Here is a 14,087-nt window from a genome sequence, read left to right on the forward strand (position 1 = left end):
CGCGCTGCCGCGTCAGCCTGCCGTGAGCCGTACCGGTTCCGTGCCCGCGACGAGGGCGGCGAGGGACTGGTCGATGTCGGGGCCGAGGTACCAGTCACCGGTGTGGTCGAGGGCGTAGGCGCGGCCCTCGGTGTCGATGGCGAGGAGGGCGCCGGTGTCGGTTTCGGTGCCGAGGGGGCAGACCTCGGTGTCGAGGGCGCGGCCCAGGTCGCCGAGGGTGCGGGCCATGTGGAGGCCGTGCAGGGGGTCGAGGTGGACGCCGACGGGGGCGATCTGGCGGCCGGGCCCGGTCGGGGTGATGTGGAGGCCGCCGAACTCGGCCCAGGCCTCGACGGCGGCGGGGAAGACGGCGTGGCGGTGGCCTGCGGGGGAGGCGTGCTCGCGGAGGGCGTCGGCCCAGATCTCGGCTTGTTTGATGTCCCAGCGTCCGGGTTGCCAGCCGGCGGCGCGCAGGGCGGCGTCGACGGGTACGGGGAAGCGGGTGGTGCTGGTGCGGTCGGGGTGCATCTGCCCTTCGATCGTCGAGTTCGCTGTTCTTGCCTGCCGGCTGCTACCGGCCGTCTGTCGCTAGTCGTCCGCCGCTGCCGGGTCGACGATGCGTACGCCGAAGTGGGCGCTGAGGGCGGTGCAGGCGCGGCAGGGGGCGGCGAAGCTGCCGTGCAGGGGGTCGCCGTCCTCGCGGATGCGGCGGGCGGTGAGTTTGGCCTGCTTGAGGGCTTTGCGGGCCTCGCCGTTGGTCATGGGTCTGCGGGCGGCGCGTCTGGTGCGGGCGGCGTCGGCGGCGGCGAGGTGGCGGGAGATGAGGATCGTCTCGGCGCAGCGGCCGGTGAAGCGGTCGCGCTGGGCGGAGGTGAGGGTGTCGAGGAAGTCCTGGACGAGTGGGTGCAGAGGAGGGCTCTGGTCGCCGCGAGCGGCGGTGCCGGTGAGGGTGGCGCCGCGGACGGACAGGGCGGCGGCGACGGTCGGGAGTATGCCGTCGCGGCGGTGACGGAGGGTGGGCGCGTGTGGTGCCTCGTTGCTGCTCCAGCCGATCCGGGGATCGCCGGATGTGGCTGGTCGCGGCCCTGTGTGTGGTCCCGTCTGCGTCGTATTCATGATCATCATCCCCTCCCGAGCATCCCCCCGGACGACACAGAGTGCCAAATGCCGTGGCTGGTGCGGAAGCTGGGGCGGCGCGACACGCCCGGGTTTGGGCGGGCTGTCACGGCGGGGTGACGGCTGGTCACGGAAGCGGAGGGCGGCTGACCGGTGCCCGGTGACCGGTCTCGTCGTACCGCATAGGCTGTCGGCACCCGCATGTATGCGGTCAACGCGTTGGAGAAGTCGAATACGGGCTGGGCGGGCCGGAGCCGGGTGACCGGAGCGGGTCGCCGTGGGTCGTACAGAGTGCCGCAGGGGGCAACCGCCATGACGACAGGTCGGCTCGGGCAGCAAGCCGCGCCGCCGAACGCGGCCTACGCCGGGCAGGTCGTGCATTTCCCGGACCCGGTCCGGGCGGCCCGTCACCCGAGAGGGGTGCGGGTGGACGAGCACGGTTACCCCGACTTCTCCGCGTATGCGCGGGCGGCCGCGGAGATCGCCGATCCGCCGGAGGGTTTCGGCGTCGACGAGTTGCGGTTGACGGACTATGTGTCGGCGAACGCGGCCCTGGCGGCCTCCGGTCACGAACTGTGGGACACGGTGCCCGCGGTGGCGACCCCGCACGGCTGGACGTGGCATCACGTGGTGGGTTCGCGGCGCCTGGAGCTGGTGCCGGTCGAGGTGAAGGCGTTGCTGCGGCATCACGGCGGTATCGCGACGGCGGCGGTGGATCACGGCAAGCGCGGGACGCGGCCGTTGCAGGAGACGCGGCCCGCGCACTTCGGTCTGCCGAAGTCGGGTGCGGCGGTGTCGGAGTCGCAGGTGCTGGGCGTCGAGGAGGACCTCGGGTACCGGCTGCCGGGCGCCTACCGGTCCTTCCTGAAGGCGGCGGGTGGTTGCGCCCCGGTGGGGACGGCTCTGGACCCGGAGCTGGGTCTGCTGGTGGACCAGCCGTTCTTCACGGTGCGGGACGAGGCGGCGGTCAACGACCTGGTCTACGTCAACAAGTGCCTGCGTGACCATCTGACCAAGGACTACCTGGGCGTCGGCTTCGTCCAGGGCGGGCTGCTCGCGGTGAAGGTGAAGGGCGACGGGATCGGGTCGGTGTGGTTCTGCGCCTACGACGACGCGCGGGACGTGGATCCCACCGTGCCGCCGCCGGACCGGGTGGAGCGGCTGTTGCTGCCGTGTGGTGAGGACTTCGACGTGTTCCTGTCGCGACTGGCGGGTTCTCCGCCGGAGTTGGAGACGGTGGCGAACCTGATGGTGGACGGCGGGTTCGCGCGGTCCGTGCCGGTGGCCGCGGCCGGGGCTGGGGAGTGAGCTGACCGATGGTGACGTTCGCGCAGGCGCAGGAGCGCGCCGAAGAGTGGATCAACGGGGATGTGCCGTCGTACCAGCACCGTGAGGTGCGGGTACGGGAGTTCGAGCTCGGGTTCGTGGTGTGGGCGGAGGACCGTGCGGACGGTCCGCGTTCGGACGGCGGCGCCCAGCGGCTGGTGATCGCCCGCGACAGCGGTGAGGCCACGCTGTGGCCCTCGCTGCCGGTGGGCGAGGTCATTCGCCGGTACGAGGAGGAGTACGGGCGTGCCGCCGACGAGGCGGCCGCGGCCGCGCCGGCTCCCGCGGCTCGGGTCGACCTGAATCAGACGTCGTTCTTGTTGACGCCGCCGGAGTGGTTGCAGGAGGCGGCGGACCAGTTGGGCATCCCGGACCGACGGGGCGGGGCGCGGGCCGGTGCCGGGAGCGCGGGGCTTCCCGAGACGCAGGCCGGTGTGCCGGTGTCTTCCGACGGTGGAGGAGGCGGGGGTGCGCCTGTGGGGGCGCCGTCCGCGCAGGCCGGGCCTGCCGTGCCTCCCGGGGCTACGCCGTGGGCCGGGACGGACACCAACGCCGATGCGGGTGACGACCGTTCCGTACCGCTTCCCGCGACCGTGTTCGCGCCGCCGTTGAGCGGTGCCGACGACGAGGGTCCGGCGCCCGCGACGCCGTCGGACGCCAAGACGGCGCTCATGTCGGGCGGCAGCCAGCTTCCGCCGACAGCGCTCGCACCGGCGCTCGACGATCCGAACGCGCCGGGTGCTCCTGGAAGTGCGCCGGCGGGTGGGGTGCCGGGTGCGCCTCAGGGGAGTACGCCGCCGCCGGGTGGCGCGCCTGCGCATACGCCTGCGCCTGCGCCCGTGCCGGGTGGCTCGGCGTACGGCTATCCGGGTGCGCCGGGTACGCCGCCGCCGGGCGCCCCGCCTGTGCCGGGTGCTCCGCAGGGCGGTACGCCGCCGCCGGTGCCGGCTCCTCCTTCTTATGGGTATCCGCAGGGGCCCGGGGGCGCGCCGCAGCCGCCGGTGGCGCCGGGTGCGCCGAGTGCGCCGGAGCGGTCGCTCGCGCCGAACGCCGGGGACATCGCCGACGCCGCCACGAGCAAGGCTGCTCCTCCGCCGCGTCGGGGGCAGGGGTCGACCACGCCGCCTCCGCCGGGCGCGCCTGGGGCGCCGGGCGCGCGTCCGGGTGCGGTGCCGCCGCCCGCACCGGGTGCGCCGGCGGGTGGGTATGTGCCGACGCAGCTCGTCTCCGCGCTCGGTCCCGAGGGGCCCGGGGGCGGGCCTGCCGGGCCGGGGGCGCCGCAGCCTCCGGGTGCGCCGGGTGTTCCGGGTGCGCCCACGCCGCCCGGTGCGCCGAATCCGCCTGGCGGTACGCCTCCGGGCGGTATGCACCATGCCGCGACGATGCTGGCCGACCCGGGGCGTATGGGCCCGGGTGGGGGCGCGCCGCAGCCTCCGGGTGCCCCTGGTGTACCGAGTGCGCCCGGTGCGCCGATGCCGCCTGGAGCCCCGGGTGCGCCTCACGCGCCCGGCGCGCCCCAGCCTCCGGGCGCCCCTGGTATGCCGGGTGCGCCCGGTGCGCCGGGCTCTGCCGGGGGTGCGCGTGGTGCCGTTCATCACGCGGAGACCATGCTGGCCGCGCCCCCGGTGGGCGGTCCCGGCGCGCCTCCGCCGCCGCAGGCCCCCGGCGTCCCGGGGATGGCTCCGGGCGCCCCGCAGCCGATGGCGCCCGGCGGGATGCCGCCCGGTGCCGTACCACCGCCGGTGCAGGGCGGGCCCGGGCAGCCGCCCGCGTACGGATACCCGCAGCAGGGGCAGCCGACCGTGGGTCCCGGTTACCAGGCCGTGTTGCGCTTCCGCGCGCCGGACGGTTCGGAGCAGCAGCTGATCCGGCGTTCGGCGCCGGGTACGCCGCACCCGGAGTGGCAGATCTTCCATGAGCTGCGGGGGATGAACATCCCGCCGGACCAGGTGCTGGAGCTGCACACGGAGTTGGAGTCGTGTGAGCTGCCGGGCGCCTACTGCGCTCGGATGATCCGGGAGCAGTGGCCGCAGGCGCGGCTGGCGAGCATCGCGCCGTACGGGACGGACCACGCGAGCCGGCAGCAGGGGATGCAGCAACTGCTGGCGCACCAGGGTGAGTTGCACCAGGTGGCGGACGGCCCGGCGCGGCCGGGTCCGGTGCGGGCGCCGTTGCCGCCGGTGCAGGCTGCGCCGCCGATTCCGCCGGAGGCCGTCGCGCAGGAGCTGGCGGGGGCGTTCGGGCCGGGGATCTTCCGGTTCGAGCAGGCCGCGGTCTCCCGGCAGGGGGTGCCGCCGGTGGTGGCGCACTCGCTGGTGGCGGCGGGGCTGCCGATGGACATGGGGCCGTTCTTCTGGGCTCAGGCCCAGCCGGGGCGGCCGGTGCCGACGCTCGCCGAACTGGCGCAGGAGCGCGGGGTGCAGTCGGCGCCGGACGCGGGCTCGTACCTCGTCATGGGCAGCGACTTCGGCAAGGCGATCTGTGTGCAGTACGGGACGGCGAACATCGTCGCCGTGCCGGTGGAGGCGGGGCCCGGCGGGGTGCCGGTGCCGCCGCAGTTCGTGAACACGGGGCTGCCCGAGTTCCAGCGCTGCCTCGCGCTGCTCGGGCGGATGTGGCGGCTGCGGTTCGGGCTGAACCAGGAGCAGGCGGGCCGTTGGACCGTCGACTTCCAGGCCCAGCTGGCCTCGCTCGACCCGGCGGCGCTCGGTTCGCCGGAGAGCTGGTGGTCGGTGCTGCTGGAGCAGATGTGGGACGGCCTGCTGTAAGGCGCCGCCGCCCTCGGCGGCACCTCCCCTGACGCCGACTTGAAGCCGGGCCCGGTCATCGCGACCGGGCCCGGTCCGGTTCGAGGCGCCGTTCTTGGGACGGGACGCCCGTGACCTCCGTGCGGAGTGTCGCGTTATGCACATTTCTGCCTGATACATCAAGATGTGCGCGAAATCGTCATTTCGCACACATCGTGATGGAGAGGGGTCCCAGGATGAGCGGCACACCTGTCTCGTCCCACGGCTTTGCGGCCGTACGGCGTGGCTACCGTCCCGAGCAGGTCGACGCCTACGCCGCTGCGCTCTCCGAGGACCGTGACGCCTCCTGGGAGCGCGCCGCCCGCCTCACCGTGCTCGCCAGGGACATGGAGGCGGAGCTCGACACGTTGCGTGAGCGGGTCGCGCGGCTCGCTCCGCAGACGTACGAGGCGCTCGGGGAGCGGGCGCGCCGGATCTTCCAGCTCGGGCAGGAGGAGGCGGCGGACGTGCGCGACCGCGCGCGGCAGGAGGCGCAGCGCCTCGCGGAGGCGGCCCGGGAGAGTGCGAACGGCGTGCGCGACGCGGCACAGGCGCACGCCGACGCCGTACACGCCGAGGCGGAGGAGCGCGCCCGGCAGCGACTGCTCGCCGCCCGCGCCGAGGCCGACGAGGTCCGTATCGACGCCCGGCGTGAAGTGAAGGAAGGGCGCGCGGAGGCGCTCGACGCGTTGCGTGACGTGCGGCAGCGCACCGCCGCGATGCTCGCCGAACTGGCCAAGGAGCACGCCGAGCGCTGGGCCGAGGCCGAGCGCGAGGAAGCGGAGCGCGCCGCCGCGCTCGACGCGCTGCACGCCGAACAGGTGGCGCGCGCCGAGGCCGCCCTGTCCGAGGCGAAGCAGGCCTTCGCCGACGCGGAGGCCTCCGCCCGGCAGCGCCAGGAGGAGGCACGCGCGCGTGCCGCCGAGATCCTCACCGAGGCGCGGGTGCGGGAGGACCGGATCGCCCGCGAGACGGAGCGCGTGCTGCGTGAGCACGGGGAGCGCTGGGACGACCTGAGCGCCCACATGGACCTCGTACGCACCAGCCTGACGACGCTGACGGGGCGCGCACCGGCGGAGTGAAGGGCGCGCCCCTGCCCCTTACTCCCCCCTCCGCGCAGCCCCCGCCAGAATCCACCCCTCCACGGACTCGTACTGCCGTCGCTGCTCCTCCGCCTTGTCGCGTCCCGACAGCACCGTCCCGAGCCAGCCGAGGGCGAACCCGGCAGGGATGGAGACGAGGCCGGTCGTGGTGAAGGGGAACCAGTTGAAGTCGGCGTCGGGGAAGGCGGAGACGGCGGAACCGGACACCAGGTTCGTGCCCGGCATGAGCAGCAGCACCGTGAGGGAGCCGCCGATCAGGGTGCAGAGCAGGCCCGTTCGGGTGTAGCGGCGCCAGAAGAGGCTGTAGACCAGGGCGGGGGCGATCGCCGAGGCGCCCAGGCAGAACGACAGGGTCACCAGGGGTTGCAGGCTGCGGTGCTGGACCAGCGTGGCCAGCAGGATCGCGGGCACGCCGACCGCGAGGGCCGAGACGCGGGCGAGGGTCATCTCGCGGCGCGTGGACAGTTGCCGCAGACGGCCCGCGAACACGTCGTGGGCGAGGGAGTTGGCGCAGGCGAGGATCATGCCGGCGACGGAGGCGAGCAGGGTCAGGAAGATCGCCGTGGTGACCGTGGTGAACAGCAGGGTCTCCGCCGTGGAGACGTCCGCGCCGAACACCGCCCGGGAGCCCAGCAGATACGCCGTGTTGCCCTGCGGGTCGGCCTCCGCGATCACCGCGCGCCCGATCAGGGCCGTCGCGCCGAAGCCGACGACCGTGATGACGAGCACGAACAGCACCACCGCCGACACCGCCCACGACATCGAACGCCGCACCTGGCGGGCGCTGGAGGCGGTGTACATGCGCATGGTGACGTGCGGGAGGCAGGCACCGCCGACGACCACCGTCAGCTGTGAAGTGATCATGTCCAGGCGGGGGTTGGGGCCGCCCGCGAACTGCAACCCCGACTCCAGGAACGCGGGCCCCACACCGCTCTGCGCGGCAGCGGCGTCGAACAGCGCGCCGGGGTCCCAGTCGAAGCGGCGCAGCACCAGTACGGCGACCACGGCACCCGAACCGAGCAGCATCACGATCTTCAGGATCTGGATGAGCGCGGTGCCCTTCATGCCGCCGATCGCCGCGTAGCTGATCATCAGCACGCCGAGCCCGACGATGCAGCCCGTCTGGAGGCCCTCGCCGGAGAAGCCGAGGATGAAGGCCAGCAACTGCCCCGTGCCCGCGAGCTGCACCAGCATCAGCGGCATCAGCGCGGCGAGGGTCACCGCGCAGGCCGCGATGCGCACGGAACGTCCCGGCATACGGCGCGCGAGCGCGTCGCCCATGGTGAACCGGCCCGCGTTGCGCAGGGGTTCGGCCAGCAGGAACATCAGCAGCATCAGGGACAGGGCGGTGCTGAGGGCGAGTACGACCCCGTCGTAGCCGCACAGCGCTATCACCCCGCCGGTGCCGAGGACGGTGGCGGCGGAGATGTAGTCCCCGGCGATGGCGAGGCCGTTGCGCAGGGGGGAGAGGGAGCCGTAGCCCGTGTAGAACTCGTCGAGGTCGTCCCGGTCGGGGCCGGTCATCACGCACAGCAGCAGCGTGATCGTGGCGATGGCGGAGAACGCCACCAGGGACATCGCCTGCGCCGAGTCGCTGAAGCCCGTCATCGGGTGGCCCCCCGCTTCGCGTCCAGTTCGGCCTGCTTGCGGATGCGGTCCGCGATCGGGTCGACGTAGGACCGGGCCGTGCGCTCGTACAGGACGATCGCCAGCCAGGTGACGGGGAGTTGGAGCAGGGCGAGGAGCAGGCCGGTCGGGGGTGCGTCGCCGACGCGGCCGGCCATGAAGGACGGGGCGAAGGCGGACAGGACGAGGAAGAGGGTGAAGTAGCCGAGCGCGGTGAGGGTCGCGACCCGGCGCTGGCGGCGGTAGGCGCCGCGCAGGATCCGCAGATCGCTGTGGTGGCCCAGCGCCTCGCGGCGGGGGCGGCGCCGCAGCGGGCGTTCGGTGTCTCGGTCGGAGGTGAGGGGCGGCTGCCAGGGATGAGTGGGCGGCGGGGACGAGTCGTATGACATCCCGTGGCTCCTTGCGTGGCTCGGGTCCGGTCCGGACCGCAGGGAGTGGGGGGTGGGTGAGCGGAGCCACGCACGTTACTTGCTGGTAGCCAGAAGTAGTAGGGGGTTCACCAAACTGATTGGTCGGTATGCGCTTACTTCGCTGACCTGGGGTGTTACCCGGATTAACTCAGATTTTTTGAGCGCAGGGGACTTGCCCCGGAAGGTCCGGGCGGGGCTACTTGCGGTGAACGAGCGCTACGGACGGTGGCACGGCGCGGTGATCGTCGAGCCGCGCGCGGAAGGTGAGGCGTACGTCCTCCCGCCGTCGTGTCGTCCGCCCGGCGCGCACCTCGAAGCGGACGCCCACCCGCCCTCCGGCGGCCACGCACGCGCGCGTACCGGCGACCGGCCGCACCGACCAGCCGTCGCTCGACCCACCCGCCACGCTCGCCATGACCGTCACGCACCGGGCCTCGGAACCGAAGTTGTAGACGTCCACGGTCATCCGCGTCCGGCGCCCCAGCCGGTAGCCGTACGGCGGTGGCGCGTCCCCGTCCTGTTTGCCGGGCGCGGCGTTGCGGGCGGGGTAGCGCTGGCTGAGGACGATGTGTTCGGCGGCGGAGAGGCGCGGCCGCGTGGGAGGGGGCGTGGCCGTCGCGGTTCGCGCGCCGGGCGTGACGAGGTAGACGGGGTCGCGCGAGACGGTCACGGCGCCGCCCGGCAGCCGGCGCCCCATGACGTCGTACGCGCGTCCCGCCCCGACGCGCACGGGCCGGTCCGAAGCCGCCCACGCCACGGTGACCAGCTCACCCCGCCCACTGTCGAACACGAACCCATGGCCACCGGTGGGGAGTTGCTCGGCGGGTCCGACGAAGTGGGCGGCTCCGAGCAGTGAAGTGAGGGCGGCGAAGGCGCTGTAGGCGGGCAGCGGTGCGAACTCCCGGTCGAAGAGGCCGAAGTACACGCCGTCGTCGTGGAGGGGCGGCGCGGCGAACCAGAACTGTCGCGCGTTGCCCGCGGCCAGCCCTTCGACGAAGGACCGCACCAGGTAGCGCGCCTGCACGGCCTGTCGGTCGTACGGGAGGTCCCGGCCCGGCGGCGCGGTGAGGAACGCCCCGCACTCGGTCATCCACAACGGCACGCGCGCGTGATGGCGCCGCGCGAGCGTGTGCTGCTCCTCGGAGGCGCCGGGAACGGTCGGCTCGCCCTCTTCCGCGGGGTCGGGATAGCCGTGGAAGGCCCAGGCGTCCGCGTACCGCACGACGTCGTTGGCGAGCATCAGGTCCTGGAAGGGGCCGGTCTGGGCGATGCCTGGCAGCACGACCAGGGGCGGCTCGGCCGCGGCGTCCCTGATGCCGAGCGCGGTCGCCTTCACGAACGCGGCGTGGGCGTCGCCGGTGCTGAGGGTGGTGTCGACGTCGGGTTCGTTGGAGAGCTGGAGCGCCTCGGGGCGGGCGGCGGCGAGGCGCCGGGCGTAGCGGTAGGCGTGCCGCAGGTCGGCGGGGAGGGGGAGCGAGGCGTCGGTCATCGCCCACTCGGGGGCGGGGGAGAGGACGTCGAGGACGGCCAGGCCATGGGCGCGGAGGGTGCGGGTGGCGCGGTCGTGGTGGGCGGTGTCGTAGCGGCCGGGGGCGGGCTCGGCGGCGGGCCAGGACTGCCCGTCCCGGACCCAGGCGGCTCCCATGTCCCTGAGCGCCGCAGCGAATTCGGCAAGGCGGGAGGGCGGCAGGAGCGAGGAGGCCCACAGGTTGACGCCGAAACGGCTGTCCTGGGCGGGGGTCGAGGCGGGCCCGGCCGTGCCGGGGGTGCGTGCGGGCAGCCGGGCGAAGGCGGTGGTGACGCGCGTGCCGGCCTCGGCCGTGACGCGGTAGTGGCCGGGCGGGAGGTCGTCCGGCAGCCGGACGGTCGTGGTGGCGCGGGCGGCCGGGATCGTCGTACGGCCCTGGGTGGCGGGTCGGCCGAAGTAGTCGATGACGGTGTAGTGGACGGCTCGGGGGCGGGGAGTCGGGCTGTCGAGGGAGAGGCGGAGGTGGGCGCGCTCGCCCTCGCGATGGCGGCGGACGCGGGCCTCGCTGAGGACCGGCCCGGCGGGGAGGGGCCGGAGGGTGACGCGGTCGAGGGCGAGGGCGTAGGCGACGGTGTCGTCCACGACGGTGGGCCCGGCGACGCGGAAGGTGAGGGTGTTGTCGCCCCGGCGCAGGTGGACCGTGCCGAGGTCCAGGACGGAGAGGTCGCCCCAGGCGGGCGGGGACTCGTACCAGTGAGGTTGGGAGCGGTCGAGGTCGGTGAACCGCGCCTGGTTCACGGAGAGTTGTAGACAGGAGGCGACGGCTTCGGTGTGCGGGGTCTCGACGGGGGCCGTGGCGACGGCGGTGAGGGCGTAGGGGCCCGCGTGCGGGGCGTGGACGCGGTAGGTGGCGAACCAGCCGGTGGGGTGCGGAGGTTCGGCGGCGGTGCGGAGGCGGAGGTAGCGGCCGCCTGAGGCACGGGGGTCGCGGGCGGTGGGGATGTTGGTGGAGACGGGCGACTCGGCCCGGATGGCGAGGGCGCGCGGGGCGGCCGCCTCGGCTCGGGCGGTGGTTGTCGTGGCTTCGGAGGCGGTTGCCGCGGCTTCGGGGGTGGTCGCGGCGGCCTGTGGGGTGCCCGGGGCCATGGCCGATGCCGCCGCGCCGAGTCCTGCCGCCATCGCCGTACGCCTGTTGAGGTCCATGTGTCCAGCAGACGGGGGCGGGCGGGGGCGGGGCGTCGTGCGGGAGGCGGGTTCGTCCCGGGACGGTGCGTGGGGGTTGTGCCTTAGGGGAGGCCGGGCGGACGGTCGCCCGGGCGAAAAATGGCACGCCGCACGGCTGTTCGGCTGGTTAAGCTGCGCTCTCTACCGGGGGGACTGTGTCGATGACCGACGTACATGAACGCGCCATGCCGAGACAACTGCGAGCCGCTCAGATCCTGTTGCTCGCGCTCGCCCTCGCCGGCGCCGTCTCCATGCTCGCCCTCTCGGACGAACTGACCGCCTACGGACAGGGCGAGCTGATGGCGCCCTGGCTGCTGGTCTGGGTCAGCGCGGCGCTCGCCCTCACCTACGACGGAAGCGCGCGGGGTGGCGTGCGGATGACGACCGTCGTGCTGATGGCGTTCATGGTGCTGCCGACCCTCACCCGGCTGGGCGAGACGGAGTCGACCGGACTGTTCCTGGACGCGGCGGTACGGATCCTGCTCGGGGTGCCCGTGATCGTGCTGCTGTTCCTGCCGGGGTCCACGGAGTGGTTCGACCGGGAGCGGTGACGTTCCCGGCACCGCCGTCACGTCGTCACGCCGTCACGTCGTCACGTCGTCACGTCGTCACGTCGTCACGTCGTCACCCGGTCACCTCGTCACCCACCGAGCTCCACGCGCGCGTACCGCACCCCCGCCCGTCCCATCAGCGTGATCCGCTCGACGAGAACGAAGCCGTTGCGCTCGAGCACGGTCCGGGACGCGAGGTTGTCCTCCGTCGTCTTCGCCATGAGCGAGGCCAGTCCGTACGCCGTCCCCGCAACCCGGCACAGCTCACCCACCGCCGCTGTGGCGACCCCGCGCCGTGCCGCCCGCTCCCCGACGCGGTACCCCAACTCCGCCGAACCTTCGAGCGCGTCCATGAGGTTGATCCGCCCGAGCAGCGCCCCCTCTTCGTCGAGGACGACGTGGAAGTGGCAGATGCCCGCCTCCTGTTCGGCCAGCAGTGCGCGGTGGCGGTCGGCGAAGCCCGGTGGCGTGAAGTAGGCGTCGCCACGGTCCGGCACCGACCGCGCGAAGTACGCCCGGTTCTCCCGCTCGAAGGCCAGCAGCGCCTCCGCGTGGTCCGCGCGCAGCCGTTCCAGCCGCAGCCCTGTCACATCGGCCCCCTTGTCCAAGTCCGGTCGCCTCACTCCGTGATCACCGGGAATCTGCGCGGCGCCAGCACGAGCAGCACCAGGAACGCCAGCGCGGCCGCCCCCGCCGCCCCCAGGTACACCGCGTGCACCGCGTCCGCGACAGCGCGCCGCAGCGGCTCCGAGCCGGTGCCCGAATCCAGCGCGCGGGTCACGGAGTCCAGATCGTTCGCCCCGCCCAGCCGAGCCGAAAGGACCCCGTTGGCCACCGCGCCGAAGAGGGCGGCGCCGATGGTCTGGCCGGTCTGGCGGCAGAAGAGGACCGAGGCCGTGGTCGTACCCCGCTCCGCCCACACCACCGTCGACTGCACGCCGATGATCAGCGGGAGTTGGAACAGGCCCAGCGCGGCGCCCAGGAACAGCATCAGCAGCGTCGGCTGCCAGGCGGCGCCGGGATACGGCAGGAAGGGGAAGGCGAAGAGGATCAGCGCGGCCGCCCCCATCCCCAGCATCGCGGTGTTGCGGAAGCCGATCCGCCGGTACACGTGCTGACTCAGCGCCGCCGACACCGGCCAGCTCAACGTCCAGATGGTCAGCACGAATCCGGCCGCCACCGGTGCCAGACCGAGGACCGACTGGGCGTACGTCGGGAGGAACACCGTCGGGGCCACCATCAGCAGGCCCAGCGCGCCCAGGGCCAGGTTGACCGCGGCGATCGTGCGGCGGCGCCACACCCAGCCCGGGATGATCGGCTCGGCCGCCCGGCGTTCGACCAGGACCACCACCGCCACCAGCGCGAGTCCCAGGCCGAACAAGGCCAGTGACGGGGCCGACAGCCACGGCCAGGCCACCCCGCCCTGCACCAGCGCCGTCAGCAGGACGCCCCCGCAGGCGAACACCGCGAGCGCGCCCGCCCAGTCGATACGGGGGCGCTCGGCCGACTCCCGCCGCGGCTCGTGCAGGTGACGGACGATCAGCCACAACGCCACCGCTCCGACCGGGAGGTTGACCAGGAAGATCCAGCGCCAGTCCGCGTACGCCACCAGCAGCCCGCCCACGCCCGGTCCGGCCACCGCGGACACCGCCCACACCGTGGACAGCTTGGACTGGATCTTCGGGCGTTCCTTCAGGGGGTAGAGGTCGGCCGCCAGTGTCTGCACGGTGCCCTGGAGGGCGCCGCCGCCCAGGCCCTGCACGATCCGGAACGCGATCAGCGAGCCCATGTTCCAGGCCAGGGCGCAGAGCAGCGAGCCCAGCAGGAACAGCGCCGCGCCCGCGATCAGGACCGGTTTGCGGCCGAAGGTGTCGGAGAGCTTGCCGTACACCGGCAGGGTGACCGTGACGGCCAGCAGATAGCCCGAGAAGAGCCACGAGAACACGGAGAAGCCGCCGAGGTCGCCGACGATCTGCGGGACGGCCGTGGAGACGATCGTGGAGTCGAGCGCCGCAAGGGCCATCGCGAGCATCAGCGCGGCGACGACGGCGCCGCGGCGGGCGCGGGAGGCAGCCGCCGGCTCCGCGGGCTCGGTCGGCGTCGCTATGTCCCCCTGGCCCACGTCCCCCCGGCCCGCATCCCCCTGGTCCACGAGATTCCTTTCCCCTTGCATCTATCTGCTGCCGAACACCCTCTCACTTGACCCTCACGTCGCGGCAGGGTGCAGCCTGAGCGGGGCGGAGGGTGGAGCCGACCCCTAGATCGGCTCCACCCTCGGGTGGATCGCCCCTAGGGGTACCTCCGTACTACGGCTGGGGGAGGGTTGGTACCGCCGGAGGACGTGAGGGCACCCGGCCCGTCCTTAACCTGGCTTTACGCCGCTCGGGGGCGGTGTACCGCAGCAGTGGGGGTGGGGTTTTCCCCACCAGAAGACGGCGCTCAGCACCAGCGCGCCGGACCCCTCGCCACCGCCAGACTCATCGACACAGCAGCACGTA

11 protein-coding genes are annotated in these 14,087 nt (G+C 73.5%); 4 read left to right on the forward strand and 7 right to left on the reverse strand.

Annotated elements, in window-relative coordinates; all coding sequences use genetic code 11:
• Positions 1-12: 12 nt before the first annotated feature.
• Together ABKA17_RS29115 and ABKA17_RS29120 are read right to left on the reverse strand one after the other, a co-directional pair.
• Positions 13-507: an SUKH-3 domain-containing protein gene (locus tag ABKA17_RS29115; protein ID WP_353695236.1), complete on the reverse strand. Its 495-nt coding sequence runs from the start codon at positions 505-507 to the stop codon at positions 13-15.
• 60 nt (positions 508-567) lie between these two features.
• Positions 568-1,104 (reverse strand): YwqJ-related putative deaminase, encoded by a 537-nt coding sequence (locus ABKA17_RS29120; protein WP_353695237.1) that lies wholly within the window; start codon positions 1,102-1,104, stop codon positions 568-570.
• A 303-nt stretch (positions 1,105-1,407) separates the two neighbouring features.
• Here ABKA17_RS29120 and ABKA17_RS29125 point away from each other — a divergent pair, with 303 nt between their 5' ends.
• The 3 genes from ABKA17_RS29125 (at position 1,408) to ABKA17_RS29135 (ending at position 6,289) form a co-directional block, all read left to right on the forward strand.
• On the forward strand, positions 1,408-2,403 hold the full coding sequence (locus tag ABKA17_RS29125) for an SMI1/KNR4 family protein (protein WP_353695238.1): 996 nt from the start codon (positions 1,408-1,410) through the stop codon (positions 2,401-2,403).
• 8 nt (positions 2,404-2,411) lie between these two features.
• Positions 2,412-5,189 carry an SUKH-4 family immunity protein gene (locus ABKA17_RS29130; RefSeq protein WP_353695239.1) on the forward strand — a complete coding sequence of 926 codons (2,778 nt, stop codon included), beginning with the start codon at positions 2,412-2,414 and terminating at the stop codon, positions 5,187-5,189.
• A 215-nt stretch (positions 5,190-5,404) separates the two neighbouring features.
• Positions 5,405-6,289, forward strand: coding sequence for a coiled-coil domain-containing protein (locus ABKA17_RS29135; RefSeq protein ID WP_353695240.1), 885 nt, complete (start codon positions 5,405-5,407; stop codon positions 6,287-6,289).
• An 18-nt stretch (positions 6,290-6,307) separates the two neighbouring features.
• Here ABKA17_RS29135 and ABKA17_RS29140 read toward each other — a convergent pair whose 3' ends face one another.
• The 3 genes from ABKA17_RS29140 to ABKA17_RS29150 form a co-directional block, all read right to left on the reverse strand.
• Complete coding sequence (locus tag ABKA17_RS29140) at positions 6,308-7,918, reverse strand: sodium/solute symporter (protein ID WP_353695241.1); 1,611 nt, start codon at positions 7,916-7,918, stop codon at positions 6,308-6,310.
• Complete coding sequence (locus tag ABKA17_RS29145) at positions 7,915-8,325, reverse strand: DUF485 domain-containing protein (protein WP_353695242.1); 411 nt, start codon at positions 8,323-8,325, stop codon at positions 7,915-7,917. Before ABKA17_RS29145 ends, ABKA17_RS29140 begins: the two co-directional genes overlap by 4 nt.
• Positions 8,326-8,542: 217 nt before the next feature.
• Positions 8,543-11,017: a hypothetical protein gene (locus ABKA17_RS29150; protein ID WP_353695243.1), complete on the reverse strand. Its 2,475-nt coding sequence runs from the start codon at positions 11,015-11,017 to the stop codon at positions 8,543-8,545.
• 182 nt (positions 11,018-11,199) lie between these two features.
• Here ABKA17_RS29150 and ABKA17_RS29155 point away from each other — a divergent pair, with 182 nt between their 5' ends.
• A complete protein-coding gene (locus tag ABKA17_RS29155; protein ID WP_353695244.1) occupies positions 11,200-11,589 on the forward strand; it encodes a hypothetical protein in 390 nt (129 codons plus the stop codon).
• Positions 11,590-11,678: 89 nt separating this feature from the next.
• Here ABKA17_RS29155 and ABKA17_RS29160 read toward each other — a convergent pair whose 3' ends face one another.
• Both ABKA17_RS29160 and ABKA17_RS29165 read right to left on the reverse strand, forming a co-directional pair.
• Entirely contained in the window at positions 11,679-12,179 is a 501-nt protein-coding gene (locus ABKA17_RS29160; RefSeq protein ID WP_353695245.1) for a GNAT family N-acetyltransferase, read from the reverse strand.
• A 29-nt stretch (positions 12,180-12,208) separates the two neighbouring features.
• Complete coding sequence (locus ABKA17_RS29165; protein WP_353695363.1) at positions 12,209-13,696, reverse strand: MFS transporter; 1,488 nt, start codon at positions 13,694-13,696, stop codon at positions 12,209-12,211.
• Positions 13,697-14,087: the final 391 nt, after the last annotated feature.

Source organism: Streptomyces sp. RG80, from assembly GCF_040446465.1.
Classification (GTDB): domain Bacteria; phylum Actinomycetota; class Actinomycetes; order Streptomycetales; family Streptomycetaceae; genus Streptomyces.